This is a genomic window from Actinotalea endophytica, assembly GCF_025717005.1.
In the GTDB taxonomy this organism is placed as follows: Bacteria; Actinomycetota; Actinomycetes; order Actinomycetales; family Cellulomonadaceae; genus Actinotalea.
The window spans coordinates 384322-399184 of record NZ_JAOVZU010000002.1 but is presented as its reverse complement, the minus strand read 5'-3'; the positions used below and the strand labels follow the sequence as shown (position 1 = coordinate 399184).

Annotated in this window: 17 protein-coding genes; 6 read left to right on the top strand and 11 right to left on the bottom strand. The window is 73.1% G+C overall.

All coding sequences use genetic code 11. From position 1 onward, the window contains the following. Positions 1 to 20: 20 nt before the first annotated feature. Positions 21 to 1460: a DEAD/DEAH box helicase gene (locus OEB99_RS05060; protein ID WP_263508737.1), complete on the bottom strand. Its 1440-nt coding sequence runs from the start codon at positions 1458 to 1460 to the stop codon at positions 21 to 23. A 388-nt stretch (positions 1461 to 1848) separates the two neighbouring features. Between OEB99_RS05060 and OEB99_RS05055 the strand changes: the two genes are divergently transcribed. Then, complete coding sequence (locus tag OEB99_RS05055; RefSeq protein WP_263508735.1) at positions 1849 to 2745, top strand: alpha/beta fold hydrolase; 897 nt, start codon at positions 1849 to 1851, stop codon at positions 2743 to 2745. Between the two features lie 154 nt (positions 2746 to 2899). Beyond that, positions 2900 to 3853: a DMT family transporter gene (locus tag OEB99_RS05050; RefSeq protein WP_263508733.1), complete on the top strand. Its 954-nt coding sequence runs from the start codon at positions 2900 to 2902 to the stop codon at positions 3851 to 3853. 104 nt (positions 3854 to 3957) lie between these two features. Here the strand turns inward: OEB99_RS05050 and OEB99_RS05045 are convergent, their stop codons facing one another. The 6 genes from OEB99_RS05045 to OEB99_RS05020 all read right to left on the bottom strand — a co-directional run bounded on the left by OEB99_RS05045 (position 3958) and on the right by OEB99_RS05020 (position 7963). Further along, positions 3958 to 4722 carry an ABC transporter permease gene (locus OEB99_RS05045; RefSeq protein ID WP_263508731.1) on the bottom strand — a complete coding sequence of 255 codons (765 nt, stop codon included), beginning with the start codon at positions 4720 to 4722 and terminating at the stop codon, positions 3958 to 3960. After that, positions 4719 to 5492, bottom strand: coding sequence for an ABC transporter ATP-binding protein (locus OEB99_RS05040; protein WP_263508729.1), 774 nt, complete (start codon positions 5490 to 5492; stop codon positions 4719 to 4721). Before OEB99_RS05040 ends, OEB99_RS05045 begins: the two co-directional genes overlap by 4 nt. Beyond that, positions 5489 to 5854 (bottom strand): DUF1048 domain-containing protein, encoded by a 366-nt coding sequence (locus OEB99_RS05035; RefSeq protein WP_263508728.1) that lies wholly within the window; start codon positions 5852 to 5854, stop codon positions 5489 to 5491. The genes OEB99_RS05040 and OEB99_RS05035 overlap by 4 nt, the downstream gene beginning before the upstream one ends. Further along, entirely contained in the window at positions 5851 to 6180 is a 330-nt protein-coding gene (locus OEB99_RS05030; protein ID WP_263508726.1) for a PadR family transcriptional regulator, read from the bottom strand. Before OEB99_RS05030 ends, OEB99_RS05035 begins: the two co-directional genes overlap by 4 nt. 111 nt (positions 6181 to 6291) lie before the next feature. Then, positions 6292 to 7143: a CPBP family intramembrane glutamic endopeptidase gene (locus tag OEB99_RS05025; protein WP_263508725.1), complete on the bottom strand. Its 852-nt coding sequence runs from the start codon at positions 7141 to 7143 to the stop codon at positions 6292 to 6294. A gap of 118 nt (positions 7144 to 7261) precedes the next feature. Beyond that, complete coding sequence (locus OEB99_RS05020; RefSeq protein WP_263508723.1) at positions 7262 to 7963, bottom strand: TetR/AcrR family transcriptional regulator; 702 nt, start codon at positions 7961 to 7963, stop codon at positions 7262 to 7264. 107 nt (positions 7964 to 8070) lie between these two features. On the opposite strand from OEB99_RS05020, the gene OEB99_RS05015 reads away from it, so the two are divergent. Beyond that, complete coding sequence (locus OEB99_RS05015; RefSeq protein WP_263508721.1) at positions 8071 to 8769, top strand: DUF4386 domain-containing protein; 699 nt, start codon at positions 8071 to 8073, stop codon at positions 8767 to 8769. 32 nt (positions 8770 to 8801) lie between these two features. Here the strand turns inward: OEB99_RS05015 and OEB99_RS05010 are convergent, their stop codons facing one another. The 3 genes from OEB99_RS05010 to OEB99_RS05000 all read right to left on the bottom strand — a co-directional run bounded on the left by OEB99_RS05010 (position 8802) and on the right by OEB99_RS05000 (position 10716). Next, on the bottom strand, positions 8802 to 9011 hold the full coding sequence (locus OEB99_RS05010) for a dodecin family protein (protein WP_263508720.1): 210 nt from the start codon (positions 9009 to 9011) through the stop codon (positions 8802 to 8804). 295 nt (positions 9012 to 9306) lie between these two features. Beyond that, complete coding sequence (locus tag OEB99_RS05005) at positions 9307 to 9603, bottom strand: 2TM domain-containing protein (protein WP_263508719.1); 297 nt, start codon at positions 9601 to 9603, stop codon at positions 9307 to 9309. 126 nt (positions 9604 to 9729) lie between these two features. Further along, the gene (locus OEB99_RS05000; RefSeq protein ID WP_263508718.1) at positions 9730 to 10716 is read right to left on the bottom strand and encodes an LLM class F420-dependent oxidoreductase; all 987 of its coding nucleotides are present in this window, start codon (positions 10714 to 10716) and stop codon (positions 9730 to 9732) included. Between the two features lie 182 nt (positions 10717 to 10898). Between OEB99_RS05000 and OEB99_RS04995 the strand changes: the two genes are divergently transcribed. From OEB99_RS04995 to OEB99_RS04985, 3 genes are all read left to right on the top strand, one after another. Then, positions 10899 to 11909: a squalene/phytoene synthase family protein gene (locus tag OEB99_RS04995; protein WP_263508716.1), complete on the top strand. Its 1011-nt coding sequence runs from the start codon at positions 10899 to 10901 to the stop codon at positions 11907 to 11909. Continuing rightward, on the top strand, positions 11906 to 13411 hold the full coding sequence (locus OEB99_RS04990; protein WP_263508715.1) for a phytoene desaturase family protein: 1506 nt from the start codon (positions 11906 to 11908) through the stop codon (positions 13409 to 13411). The genes OEB99_RS04995 and OEB99_RS04990 overlap by 4 nt, the downstream gene beginning before the upstream one ends. Before the next feature lie 92 nt (positions 13412 to 13503). Further along, positions 13504 to 14265 (top strand): class I SAM-dependent methyltransferase, encoded by a 762-nt coding sequence (locus OEB99_RS04985; RefSeq protein WP_263508714.1) that lies wholly within the window; start codon positions 13504 to 13506, stop codon positions 14263 to 14265. 64 nt (positions 14266 to 14329) lie between these two features. Here the strand turns inward: OEB99_RS04985 and OEB99_RS04980 are convergent, their stop codons facing one another. Beyond that, positions 14330 to 14839 (bottom strand): nucleoside deaminase, encoded by a 510-nt coding sequence (locus OEB99_RS04980; RefSeq protein ID WP_263508712.1) that lies wholly within the window; start codon positions 14837 to 14839, stop codon positions 14330 to 14332. Between the last annotated feature and the right edge of the window lie 24 nt (positions 14840 to 14863).

The following is a 14863-nucleotide window of genomic DNA, read 5'->3' as shown; positions in this document are numbered from 1 at the left end:
ACCGCTGGGCCGAGGCCCGCTCAGCGCCCCCTGCGGCGCCCGGCGGCGCCGCGCATCGAGACCTCGACCGCGGAGGTCCGGCGTGCGGCCGGAGCAGCATGACCGTTCGCGCCGCGGGTGGTCTGCGACGCACCCGGGGCCGCCGCACGCGCCGCGCCCGCCGACCCTGCCTCGCCGCGCCCGCGCCCGCCACGGCGTCGGCGCCCGCGCGAGCGGCCACCGCCGCCCCCGGTCCCGCCCGCCGGCGGCGTCGCCTTCCCGACCCGGCCGGGCCCCGCAGGCGGCGCGGTGGGCGCGACGCGCTCGGCACGCTCACCGACCAGGCGCACCAGCACGTCCGAACCCGCGGACACCGCGGTGGGCTTGGCGGTGATCTTCGCCGCCCGGGTCAGCACCCGGACGTCGGCCATCTGCTCGGGCAGCACCACGGTGACCACGTCACCGCCGGAGCCCGCGCGCGCCGTGCGGCCCGAACGGTGCAGGTAGGCCTTGTGCTCGGCCGGAGGGTCCACGTGCACCACGAGCTCGACGGCGTCGACGTGGATGCCGCGGGCCGCGATGTCGGTCGCGACCAGCACGCGGACCGCGCCCGACGAGAACGCCTCGAGGTTCCGCTCCCGAGCCGCCTGGCTCAGGTTGCCGTGCAGGTCGACGGCCGGGATCCCCGCCGCCGTGAGCTGCTTCGCGAGCTTCTTGGCCTGGTGCTTGGTGCGGGTGAACAGCAGCCGCCGGCCGGTGCCGGAGGCGAGGTGCTCGACGACGCCACGCTTGGCCTCGGCGTCGCGCACCGTGAAGAGGTGGTGGGTCATCGCCGCGACCGGCGACTCCTCGGGGTCGACCGAGTGGGTCACCGGCGCGTGCAGGAACTGCCGGACGAGCTGGTCGACCCCGTTATCCAGGGTCGCGGAGAAGAGCAGCCGCTGGCCCTTGGTGGGCGTCGCGGACATCAGCCGCCGCACCCCGGGCAGGAAGCCGAGGTCGGCCATGTGGTCGGCCTCGTCCAGCACGGTGATCTCGATGGCGTCGAGGGTCAGCACCTTCTGCCCGAGCAGGTCCTCCAGGCGCCCGGGCGTGGCGACCAGGATGTCGACCCCCGCGGCGAGCGCCTGCTCCTGGCGGTGCTGGGACACGCCGCCGAAGACGGTGGTCAGGCGCAGGCCGGCCGCCGTCGCCAACGGCTCGGCGGTCGCCGCGATCTGGTTCGCGAGCTCGCGGGTCGGGGCCAGCACGAGCGCACGCGGGCGTCGGGCCGCGGCGCGCCGGCCGGCCAGCCGCGCGACCACCGGCAGCACGAAAGCGAGGGTCTTGCCCGACCCGGTACGGCCGCGGCCGAGGACGTCCTTGCCGGCGAGCGTGCTGGGCAGGGTCGCGGTCTGGATCGGGAACGGTGCGGTGATGCCCTGGTCGGCCAGGACGCGGACGAGGTTCTCGGGCACACCGAGAGAGCTGAACGAAGACATGCGGGGGTGCCTTTCCGGCGATGGAAGTCGGGGCTCGCGGCGGCAAGTTCGGGGCTCTCGCCCGCCGGTGCTCCACGACGGAGGGGACGCGCGGTACGCGCATCGCTCGGGACCAGTATGCCCTACCGGGCTGCGGGCGCTCCGCGGGCGACTGCGCCAACGGCCGTGGGCACGCGAGGACGTGCGGCTCATGCGGCGCCCACCGGCCGCTGCGAGACTGATGCGGTGGACGCAGTGCGGCGTCGCTCGTTCTGCCACGCGGTCGCAGCATCGGACCGCGTCGCATCCCACGGTGCGACGCCCGCCACCCACTCACCATCCCCCGCCGACGTCCGTCGCGCTTGCCGTCATGCCGTGGCGCCGGCATCGCTCCGAGGAGATGATCCCGATGACGGCACAGGCACGAGCAGGCAAGGAAGGTCGCGAGTGGACCGCCCAGGTCAACGGCGCTGCACTCCGCGTCGAGGAGGTGGGGACCGGGCCCCGGACCGTGGTGTTCTCGCCGGCGCTGTTCACCAACCGCGCCCTGTTCGACGCCCCGGTGGCCGCGCTGGGCGTCGACCACCGCTGCATCCGGTACGACCACCGCGGTCAGGGCGACAGTGGGCTCGGCGCACCCCAGCCCACGGTGGAGTCGCTGGGCTGTGAGGGTCTCTACGCGGATGCGCTCGCGCTCCTCGACCAGCTCGGTGTCGAGGCCTGCCACTGGGTCGGGGCGTCGATCGGCGGGTTCGTCGGCGTGCGACTCGCGGCCCGTCACCCGGATCGCATCCTCTCGCTCGTGCTGATCGGCTTCAGCTCGCGCCGGGTGCCCGCGTCGAACCTTCGACAGATCGGCATGCTCGGCGGGCTGATCCGAGCGACCCGGCCGCTCGGCCCGATCGGCGCAGCAGTGCATCGCCGCGCGACCGAGACCGTCATGCGCAACATGTTCGGCGAGACCTTCATGTCCGATCCGACCCGCGCGGCCGACCGTGACCTGTGGCGGCGCCGCTTCGGCGAGACCGTGGCACCCGAGGCCGTCCCGATGCTCAAGCAGGTCTTCGGCCACCCCGGCAACCCGCCTGAGATGCTCGCCCAGGTCCAGGCACCCACCCTGTTGATCAGCGGTGCGGACGAGCTCGCCCACGTCAGCGACATCGACAACGACCCGCTGCAGGCTGCGCGCGTCATGCCCGACGCGCGCCTGGTCACGATCCAAGGCGCGGGGCACATGGTGCTCGTCGAGCAGCCGGCGGCCGGCACCGCGGCCATCACGTCATTCCTCCGAAGCGTCGACGGCTGAGCCGAGGGAGGCTGCCATGAACGTGCGGCATGTCCTGCTCTTCGCCGAGGCGGGCCGTGAGCCGGTGGACCGCTGACCTGTCGGGGCCGACCGGGCCCGTGGTCCGCTGACGGACGACGCAAGGGCGCCACCGCAGGATCGGTAGCATTCGCACGTGACATCCGGCCGGCCGACGACCTCTCAGGTCGCGCCCGGCGTCGTCGTCGCGGCGCTCATCGGCGTGCTGATCGCGGCGCAGACTCGACTGAACGGAGACCTTGCGGTCGCGGGTGCCGGGACTCTCCTGGCCGGCTGGATCTCGTACCTCGGCACACTCGCCACGATCGCGGTGCTCATCGCGGTTCGCGGCCGCACGGCGCGGACCGCCCGCACGATGCGCGAGCGCGGCCGATGGTGGTGGTACGCGATCGGGCTGTGCGGCATCCCCATCGTGCTGGGGTCCGCCTACGGCGTCCCGATCGTCGGGGTCGCGATCGCCTCGGTCGCCTCCGTGGCAGGCCAGACCGTTGCGGGACTCGTCCTGGACGCGCGCGGCGTGGGCGTGCCCGTGCGGCTCCCGCTGACCGGACGACGCGCCGCGGCTGCGCTCACCGCCCTGGGCGGGCTCGGTCTGGCGATGGTGGCGGGGTCGGGCGTCGGTGCCGCTCAGGCCGTCGCGATCGGCGCCCTGCTGTTCGTCGGGGGCGCGGCGCTCGCGGTGCAGAGCGCCGGCAACGGCGCCGTGGCCCGCGACTCCGGCGACTCGTCCATCGCGGGCCTCGCGTCGGCGACCGGCGGCACCGTGGGGATCTCCGCGTTGGTGGTCGTCGGGATGCTCACCGGTGCGCTCGCGTCGACGAGCGTCCCGACCGACGCAGGGTCCTGGTACCTCTACCTCGGCGGCCCGCTCGGCGCCGGCATCGTGGTCGCAGCAGCCTGGGCGGTGCGCCGGCTCGGCACGTTCGCCCTGACGCTCACCGTGGTGGGCGGCCAGCTCGTCGCAGCGTTGGTCGTGGACCTCAGCCGTGGGATGGGCGTGCCCTGGACGACGTCGGCGTCCGTCGTGGCGATCGTGGTGGCCACCACGCTGGGCATCACGCCCCGGCCGGCGCTCGCTCGGGCCCGCTGACCGGTCGCCGCGGACGCACCGACCCGGCGGACCTGGTCGGCCCCGGACGCTGCCCGGGGCCCCCGCGATGCCCCGCCGGTTGGCGGCCCGGACGGCACCCCGGCCTACCCGGCGATCCTCCGCCGGTAGGTGATCCGCGCGACGAGGTACGCCACGGCGAGGATGCCGACGCACCACGCGAGCGCGACCCAGATCTCCGGCCCGACCGGCACCCCGGTGAGCAGGTTCCGCAGCGCGTCGACGATCGAGGTCACCGGCTGGTGCTCGGCGAACCAGCGCACCGGGCCGGGCATCGTGTCGGTCGGCACGAAGGCCGAGCTGACGAACGGAAGCAGGATCAGCGGGTAGGAGAACGCGCTCGCGCCGTCGACCGACGTCGCGGACAGCCCGGCGACCACGGCGAGCCAGGTCAGTGCCAGGGTGAACAGCACGAGGATCCCGAGCACCGCGAGCCAGTCGGCCGGTGTCGCGCTGGAGCGGAACCCCATCAGCGTCGCGACGGCCACCACGAGTACGAGCGAGACCAGGTTCGCGACCAGCGAGGTGAGCACGTGCGCCCAGAGCACGGACGACCGGGTGATCGGCATCGAGTGGAACCGCTCGAACAAGCCGCCCTGCATGTCGAGGAACAGCCGGTACGCGGTGTACGAGACCCCGGACGCGATCGTGATCAGCAGGATCCCGGGCAGCAGGTAGGTCACGTAGCTGTCCGAGCCGGAGTCGATCGCCCCACCGAACACGTAGACGAACAGCAGCAGGAACGCGATCGGCATGACCGCGGTCGTGATGATGGTGTCCGGGCTGCGCGAGACGTGCCGCAGCGAGCGGCCGAGCAGGGTCGTGGTGTCACCGATGGCGTGCGTGGTCATGCTCGTTCCTCCCCCACCACCGCGAGGAAGACCTCCTCGAGGGTCGGCTGCTTCTCGACGTACTCGACGGTCGCGGGCGGCAGGAGCTGCTTGAGCTCGGCCAGCGTGCCGTCGACGATGATCTGGCCGCCGTGCAGGATCGCGATCCGGTCGGCCAGGGCCTCGGCCTCCTCGAGGTACTGCGTGGTGAGGAGCACCGTGGTGCCCTGCGCGGCGAGCGCGCGGACCGCCTGCCACACCTCGTTGCGTCCCTGGGGGTCCAGGCCGGTGGTCGGCTCGTCGAGCACGATCACCTGCGGGTCGCCGACCAGGCTCATCGCGATGTCCAGCCGACGCCGCATGCCGCCGGAGTAGGTCCCCACCCGGCGCCCGGCGGCGTCGGTCAGCGAGAACCGCTCGAGCAGGGCGTCCGCGGTGGCCGACGGATCGGGCACGTGCCGCAGCCGGCCGACGAGGACGAGGTTCTCCCGGCCGGTGAGCACCTCGTCGACCGCGGTGAACTGCCCGGTGAGGCTGATCGCCTCCCGCACGGCACCAGCCTCGGTCACCGCGTCGTGGCCGGCCACGGTCGCCGTGCCCGCGTCGGGCCGCAGCAGGGTCGCGATGATCCGCACGATCGTGGTCTTCCCGGCGCCGTTCGAGCCGAGCAGGGCGACGATGCTGCCGCGCGCGACGTCGAGGTCCACGCCACGCAGCACGTCCAGGTCCTTGAAGGACTTCGCCAGGCCGCGGACCTGGATCGCCGGGGCGGCGCCGGGGCCCGCGCTCACTGCGGCCCCTCGCCGGTCGCGCGGTCGATCGCGTCGGTCAGCCGCTTCTGCTCGCGGGCCACCCAGCCGGCCGCGAAGTAGTTGCGGGAGAACGCCTCGACGAACTCCACCGGGTCCTCGCCGACGACGGCGCGGATGCTCGTGCCGTCGGCCGCCGCCTGCTCGAAGAGGTCGGCGAGGTCCTCGAACATCGTCGTGGCGCTGTCGCCGTCGGTCGGCCCGAGGTACATGAGGTACCGCTCGATGGCCCCGACCGCCGTGCGGTAGTCCTCGGGCAGGCGACGGGTCCGCGCCTTGTACGCCCACCACCGGCGCTTGTCGCCGATCAACGTCGAGATGAGACTCGCGATGCCCATCGTCATCTGCCTCCGTCGCGGAGCTGGTCGATACGTTCTGCGAGGAAGCTCCACGTCCCCCAGAACTCGTCGAGGTAGGCCTGACCCTGCGCGTTGAGCGAGTAGACCTTGCGTGGTGGCCCCTTCTCGGACGGGACCTTCTCCACGTCCACGAGGCCCTTCTGCTCGACCCGCACGAGGAGCGCGTAGACCGTGCCCTCGGCGATGTCGGCGAACCCGTGCTCACGCAGCCAGGCGGTGATCTCGTAGCCGTACGCGGGCCGGACCGCGAGGATCGCGAGGACGACGCCTTCGAGGATGCCCTTGAGCATCTCCGTCATCTGCTTGCCCACCGGGCCGCTCCTGACTACTCAGTAACGCTGACTACCGGTAGATAGTAACACTGAGTACCGAGTGCGCAAGGGGCCCGGACGACCCCGTCGGGAGCAGCCGTGCGGGCGCGATCAGTCGGGCAGCCGCCCACCCGGTCCGGCGTCGAGCTCGCGCAGCAGACCGACGCGGCGGTGCAGCAGCCACAGACCGTAGGCCGCGGCGACCCCGCCGAGCGCCACGTTGATCCCTGCGTTCACGAGCAGGTCGACCGTCGCGGCCGGCCCTGCCTCGGTGGCCACGATCGGTACGGCTGCCTGCACCCCGTTGACCAGGTCGATCACCAGATGGATCACCATCACCGGCCAGATCGTTCCCGTGGCCAGCACCACCGCACCGAACGCGATCCCGAGACCGGCGGCCATGAGCACCTGACCGCCCACCGTGATCGGGTCGCTGCCCAGCAGCAGGTTCACCACGTGCATCACGCCGAACAGCGCGGCGGACCCGAGCACGGCGGCTCGCACCCCGCGGGCCAGCAGCACCCGCAGCACGACCCCCCGGAACACACCCTCCTCACCGAACGCCACGGTGGCGAGACCGAGCACGAGCACCGCCGTCCGCCACGCAGGCCGGTCCACGAGCCCCGGGCCGAACAGCGCCGGCAGCATCGCGAGCACGAGCAGCGGGAGAGCCGGCACCCACCGCCGCCAGGTCGGCGCGGTGGCGAACCCCGACGGCCGCCACAGCCCCCAGGCGGTGAGGAACCCGACGGTGACCGCGATCCTCGTCAGGTCCACGCCGAGCTCGACGACCCAGCCCCCGGCCGTCCCGGCCCCCCGCTGCAACGGCAGCACGAACCACACCGCGAGACCGACTGCGTACACGGCCCAGACGAGCATGACTGCCAGCACCGGCCGGCGCCCGGGCAGGCGCCGCGACGTCTCGGCCGGGGCGGCCGAGGACCGGCCGGGTGACACGACCACTGGTCGCCTCCGCAGGTGTGGGTGAGGGCCGATCGGCGCGCGACCGAGCACGGTCGCGAGCGACGCGCCGCCCCACTGTGGTCCCGCCGCCCCGGACGGGCGCGGGACCATCGACCCGTCAGGTGCGGGCGGCGTCCGCGAGCCGGCGCCGCTCGAGGCCGTCGAGCAGCACGTCGAGCGCGAAGCCGAACTCCTCCTCGTCGTCGCAGCCGCCCAGGCCACCGTCGTGCGCGGCGGCGGTGGCCAGCTCCACCACGTGCGGCAGGGTCTCGGCCCACGACCGGTACAGCACGACCTGCTCGGGCGAGGCGCCGCCGCCGGCCGGCACGGTGAACGGGTCCTGGCTGAAGCCGAGCATGCGACTGCCGAGCAGGTGCAGCGCGTGGTGGGCGAGGTCGACGTCGCACCCCGCACCGCGCAGGATCGCCAGCAGCCGCTCGATGTGCACCAGCACGGATCCGGTCGCCGGGTGCTGCTGGATCACGTCCACCGCCCAGGGATGGGCGACCATGACACCGCGGGCCGCCAGGATCAGCGACCGCAGCTCCTGGGTCCACCGCTCCGGGTCGCCCGGGCCGGGCCAGTCGGGCGCGATCCGGGCCACGACGGTCTCGACCATCGCACCGAGCAGGCCGTCCTTGTCGCCGACGTGGTGGTAGAGCGACATCGGGTTGGCGTCCAGCTCCGCGCCGAGGCGTCGCATGCTCACCGCGTCCAGGCCCTCGCGGTCCGCGACGGCGATGCCGGTGTCCACGATCGCCTCACGGCTGAGCCGCGCGGTGCTCCGGGTGGGTCGATCCGGGTCGGGACGTCGCGCCATGGGCCGATGGTACTTGCTCCCATACGCCGTATGCCCTAGGTTCGTACATCGTAGACATACACCGTATGGCCACGTCCGACTCGCGTTCGACACCAGGAGACCCACTCATGACCCCGACCCGACGAACCTCGCTCACGGCGGGGGTGCTGTTCGTCCTGGCCACCACCACCGCGCTCGCCGCGAGCGCCGTGGAGCCCGAGGTCAGCGGCACCGCAGCGCTCGCAGCACTGCCCGGAAGCTCCCCGGCGTTCCTGCTCGCCACCCTGCTGCACCTGGCCGCCGCGGGCACGAGCGTGGGCATCGCCATCGCGCTGTACCCCGTGATCCGCGCGGCGCACGCCACGCTCGCGATCGGCTCGGTCGTGTTCCGCACGATCGAGGCGGTGTTCTACGCCGTCGGCGCGGTCAGCCTGGTCGCCGTCCTGCCGCTGTCCCGCGAGCTCGCCGCCGCACCCACCGACCAGCAGGCGACGATCAGCGCGATCGCCGAGACCATGGTCGGCCAGCGCGACCACGCGGTCATGGTCGGCGTGATCGCGTTCTGCACCGGCGCACTGCTGTACTACCTGGCCTTCTACCGCTCGACGCTGCTGCCGCGCTGGCTGTCCGCATGGGGCGCGCTCGGGGCACTCTCGATGCTCACCGCGTGCGCGCTCGCGCTCGTCGCCGACCGCCCGGTCACCGGGTACGTCGTCCTGGCGCTGCCGATCGCGGTGCAGGAGATGGTGCTCGCCGGGTGGCTGCTCGTGCGCGGGTTCGCCGAGGAGCCGGCGCCCGAACGCACCGCGGCGCCCGCCCTGGCCTGAGGCCGTCGATCTGCCTCAGGCCCAAGGTTCGATCAGTGCTCGGCCTGGTACTTGAACGACAGCTGCAGCCGGACCCGGTACACCAGCGTGCCGTCGTCTCCGACGACGATGTCTTGCTTGGCCACCTCCGCGATCCGGAGGTCCCGCACCGAGCCCGCGGCGGTGTGGATGGCCTCGGCGGCCGCGTCCTCCCAGGAGGAGGGGCTGGTCCCGATGACGTCGATCACTCGGTACACGCTCATGACGACCTCTCGCCGCTCCGTTGCAGACCTCACCATGGTGAACCCGTGTTGATCGGGTGGCCAGAGGAAGCGGGGAGGGACGTCACGCCCGCGAGCGCACGAGAGGACCACGAGAGGACCGCGGGAGGAGTGGGAATCGTACGGGTGCCGGGTCATCACCGCTCAGCACTAGGAACCGCGGCGACGGCGACGTTGCCGACAACCACGGCCCGCGGCCACGTTAGCGGCCGACGCACCCGGGGGTCCACAGGTCAAAGGACCCAAATCGCCCGTTCAGGCACTGATCAAGGTCTGCTCAACCGATCGGTCGACCGCGCCGCATCTCGCGGTCGACGTCCTCCTCGGTGATCGCCCGGCGCCCGTACACGCTCCACGCGTTGAGCGCCAGGCCGACGCCCCAGCCGGCGATCACCCAGATCGGCCAGAAGTAGCCGTCGCTGTTCGTCACGTACCAGACCACGACCAGGAAGGCGTTGACCACGAGGTAGGTGACCAGGTGCGCGACGAAGTCGCGCCGCGCCTTCACCCGCTCGAACGCCAGCTTCCGCGCCTCGTCGTAGTCCTGCGGGCCGGGCATGGGATTCGTGGACATGGTTCCTCCGCGGTCGACCACGCACTGACCCGCCCATCGTCCACCTCCCGGCCGCCGCCGGGGCGGGACCCTCGTCGGGGCGGTGGCCGTTCCGGCGAGGCAGATCTGCCCGACCGGGGCGCGACGTCAGCCCTTGACCAACGGCCGCAGCGCCTCGCAGGCCATCGCGACCGCACCCGTCACGTGCCCGTTGGCCACCATGTTGAACACGAAGCCGTCGATGCCCTGGTCGAGCACGCGGGTCTTGACCTGCTCGGCCACGTCCTCCGGCGCCCCGATGAACAGGCGGTCGGTGGCCATCCGGCGGGTCGCCTCGTCCATCGTGTCGAGGTCCATGCCGCGCGACGCGAGCATCTCCTTGGCCATCCGGCGGGCCGCGTCGCCGTCCTCGTCCACCACCACGAAGCCGAGGAAGCTGGTCTCGAGCGTCGAACGGTCCCGACCTTCCTCGGCGCAGCGTTCCTCGAGGGCCTCGAGCTTGCGCGGCAGGTCGGACGCGTTGCAGATGATGTTGAGGTGGTCGGCGTGCCGGGCCGCGTACCGGAACGTCTTCTTCTCCCCCGCGCCACCGAGCAGCAGCGGCAGGTCGTCGCGCATCCGTGGCTCGTTCATCGCGTGGTCGGCGCGGTACCAGTCACCGGAGAACGTCGGGCGCTCACCGCGCAGCATCGGCAGCACGATCGCGAGCGCCTCCTCCAACCGGTGGAACCGGTCGGTGAACGTGCCGAACTCGAAGCCCAGCTGGTCGTGCTCCAGCTCGAACCAGCCGGCGCCGAGCCCCAGCACGGCCCGGCCGCCGCTCATCACGTCGAGCGTCGTCACGGCCTTCGCCAGCAGCGTCGGGTTCCGGTAGGTGTTCCCGGTGACCAGCGTGGACAGCTGCACGCGCTCGGTGGCCGTCGCCAGCGCGCCGAGCAGGGTGTACGACTCGAGCATCGGCTCGTCCGGGTTGCCGATGCTGGGCAGCTGGTAGAAGTGGTCCATCACGAACACGGCGTCCGCGCCGGCCGCGTCGGCTTCACGCGCCTGCCGGACCACGGTGGGCCCGATGTCCGCGGGGTTGCGCCCCGGGTAGGTGAAGTTCGGGATCTGGTAGCCGAGTCGGATGCCCATGATCGCGAGGCTACGTCCGCGTCCGCGGATCCGCGCCCGGAGTGGGACGAGGCCGCGGTCCCGAGGCCGTCGCCCACGCCCCGACCGCGGGCGGCTCCCGGCATGGGCCTCAAGGCCCGCGCAGCACCACCACCTGCGTGGCTACCCTCGCAGGCGACGGCTGCCGAACGCGGGGATGAGGGATGTCCGAGCGGTCTGGTGACGAGCTGGCGGCCGCGATCACGCGGCGCGCCAGCCTGCAGTCCTACCTGACGATCCGATGGCTCGCCGACCGGACGTACCGGCCGGACGCGTTCGCGCTCTACGCCTGGTTCCGCTGGCTCGACGACGCCGTGGACGAGCACCTCGCGACCCCGGACGCGCGGGTGCGGTTCGTGGCGCAGCAGCGCGACCTCCTCGCGCGCGCCGTCGCGCAGGCGAGCGCCTCGGCGGCGTCCCCGACCGGCGACCTGCGTGCCGGGCTCGCCCCGGAGGAGACCTTGCTGGTCGACCTGCTCCGGCGCGACGCATCGCGACCCGGTCGCGGGCCGGACGGTCCGTCCGAGTGCCTCGTGCTCGCCCTGCGCTCGATGCTCGACGTGATGGACGTCGACGCGCGGCGCCGCGGGCGCACCATCACGGCCGACCAGCTCGACGCCTACACCCACGACCTGGCCGTCGCCGTCACGGAGTCCCTGCACCACTGCATCGGCCACGACTGCCGGAGCCCGCACGACGAGACCCGCTACGTCGCGGTCACCGGCGCGCACGTCGCGCACATGCTGCGCGACCTCGCCGAGGACCTGGTCGCCGGCTACCTCAACCTGCCCGCCGAGCTGCTCGCCGACGGCGTGCCCCACGCGACGACTCCGGACGACCCGGCTCTGCTCGCCGCGCTGCACACGCCCGCCGTCCGGGACTGGGTTCACGAGCGGGTCGAGCTGGCGCGTGAGTGCTTCGCCACCGGCCGGGGGTACCTGGCCCGGGTCGACAACGCACGGTGCCGGTTCGCCGGCCACGCGTACACCGCACGGTTCGAGTGGGTCCTCGACGTGATCGAGGCTGACGGCTACCGGCTGCGCCCGGGCTACCCGGAGCGCGCGACGCTGCGCGGTGGCCTGTCGATCGCCGGACGCACGGCGAGGTCGGCCCTGGGCGCGGTCGTCCACCCGAGCCCCGCCGCCTCGAGCCCGGCCCGGAGCGGCACCCGATGACCACGGCGATCGTGATCGGCGCAGGCGTCGGCGGGCTCTCCGCGGCGATCCATCTGGCCGGCCGTGGCGTCCAGGTCACCCTGGTCGACAAGAACCAGCAGCCCGGCGGGCGGCTCGGCCGCTTCACGCGGGACGGCCACACGTTCTCGACCGGCCCGACGCTGCTGATCATGCCGCTGCTCTACCGCAGCGAGCTGGCGCACCTCGGCATCGACTACGACCAGGCGCTCGACCCGATCCGGGTGGACCCGACCTACGACATGGTCTTCGACGACGGCCGACGCCTCGCGATGACCTCAGACATGGTCGCGATGCGCGACCAGCTGGAGGCCTTCGAGCCGGGCTCGTTCGGCGGCCTGCTCCGGTACCTCGACGAGGGCCGCCGGCACTACCACCTCGGCCTGCCCGGCCTCGTGGAGCGCGACTTCCGGAACGCAGGCGACTTCTTCACCCCGGCCACCCTGGCGCTCGCGCTGCGGGTGCGGGCGCTGCAGCGGCACTACGGCCACATGCGCTCGTTCTTCGACTCGCCGCAGCTCAAGGCGGCGTTCACCTGCCAGGACGTCTACATGGGCCTCAGCCCGTTCAGCGCGCCGTCGACGTTCTCCCTCACGCCGTACAGCGAGCTGACCCACGGCGTGTGGTCACCGCGCAGCGGGATGTACCGGATCACCGAGGCGCTCGCCGAGCGCGCGGCCGAGGCCGGTGTCCGGATGGTGCCCGGCGAGGAGGTGCAGCTCATCGAGATCGAGGGCGACCGAGCGTCGGGCGTCGTCCTGGCGGACGGCCGCAGGCTGACTGCGGACCTCGTGGTCGCCAACGCCGACCTGCCCTACGTCTACCGGTACCTGCTGCCAGACCGGGGCGCCGCCGACGCGCTCGCCCGCAAGACCTTCTCGGGCTCGACGATCAGCTTCTTCTGGGGCCTGGACCGCCGCTACCCGCAGCTGCGCCCGCACACCCTGTTCCTCAGCGACGCCTACCGCGAGAACTTCGACCGGATCGAGCGCAACGAGCCGCTGCCTGATGTGCCGAGCGTCTACCTGCACGCCCCGACCGCTCTCGACCCGACCACGGCACCGGACGGTCGGGACACCCTGATCGCGGTGGTCCCCACCGGCCACCTCACCTACGACGGCGACGACCCCGACCGTCGCGCGCAGGAGGCCGAGGCCTGGGCCGTCGAGCGCGACCGGGCGCGTCGCGGCGTGCTCGCCCGGCTCGCGCAGCTCGGGCTCGACGACGTCGCCGACCACATCACGGTCGAGGCCTCCGCGACACCGATCACCTGGCGAACCCACCACAACCTCGCCTGGGGCGCGACCCACGGGCTGGCCCACACCCTCCCCCAGCTCGCCTACCTGCGGCCGCACAACCGGCACGCCCGCTATCGGAACCTCTACTTCGCGGGGGCCAGCACCCACCCCGGGACCGGCGTCCCGACCGCGCTGGTCTCCGGGCGGCTCGCCGCCGAACGGGTCGTCGACGACCTCGCCCTCTGATCAGCGATCGGGGCGCGGTCGCAGCACCCGGCCCGCCGGCCGGCGCCCGCGCACGAACCGGGCCGGCCGAGGGCCCGTCCTACTCTGGCGAGGTGTCCACCAAGGACTTCTACGACGGGCTCGCGGACACCTACCACACGCTCTACCCGGACTGGTCGGCCGAGACCGCCACCCAGGCCGCGGCGCTCGAGCGGGTGATCGGCGCCACCGGTCCGCTCGACCTCGCGGACGTCGCGTGCGGGATCGGCACCCAGCTCGTCGGCCTCGCCCGCCGCGGGCACCGGGTGCTCGGGAGCGACCTCAGCGAGGCCGCGGTGCGGCGCGCGCGGCGGGAGTGCGCCGTCGCGGGCGTCCGCGCGGCCCTCGCCGTGGCCGACATGCGCGCCCTCCCGTGGGTCGACCGCGGCGTCGACGCGGTGGTGTGCGCGGACAACGCGCTCCCGCACCTCCTGACCGACGAGGACGCCGTCGCGGCCCTGGCCGAGATGGCCCGCGTCACGCGGCCCGGCGGCGCCGTCGTGGTCACGACGCGCGACTACGACAAGGTCCTCGCCGAGCGTCCTCGGAGCACCCCGGCGCAGGTGTACGACCGGGGCGACGGTCCGAGGGTCGTGACGGTGCAGCTGTGGGCCTGGCGTGGCGACAGCGACGTCTACGACCTCGAGCACCTCCAGCTCACCGAGGTCTCACCGACCGACTGGACCGGGACGCGGCGCGAGGCGACCTACCGTGCGTACCGTCGCGACCATCTCGGCGCGCTCGCCCGCGTCGCCGGCCTGGACGACGTGCGCTGGTGGGAGCCGGCCGAGAGCGGCTACTTCCAGCCGGTCATGGTCGCCCGAACCCCGGCCTGAGAGCACGGGCTCGCTCGTCTCCGGGCGGGCGCCCGGCCGGGAGGTCATGATGGGCCGTGGACCGTCAGTACGCGACGCGCCCCTCGAAGGCGAGCCATGCGTCCATCGGGTCCGCCGAGCCGTGCACCCGACGCTGAACCACGGGCATCGGCCACGCCGCCGGGTCCTGGCCCTGGAGCTCGTAGAACGCGCGGTCGTCGAACCCGGCGCGAGCGGCGTCGTCACGGTCGGCCGCGAAGACCACCCGGTCGATCCGTGCCCACAGCGCGGCGGCGAGGCACAGCGGGCACGGCTCGCACGAGCTGTACAGCACCGACCCGGCGAGCGAGAACGAGCCCAGTCGCCGGCACGCCGCGCGGATCGCCATCACCTCGGCGTGCGCGGTGGGGTCGTTGTCCCGCGTGACCCGGTTCTGGCCGGTGCCGACCACCGCGCCGTCGTGCACGATCACGGCACCGAACGGACCGCCGCCGTCCGCGACGTTGCGGACCGCGAGGTCGATCGCCGCCTGGAGTCGCGCGATCTCCTCCGCGGGCGATGCGGCGTTGACATCCGGCGATGAGGTCGACGACATCGGGATCACCCTCCCGTGGGGGTG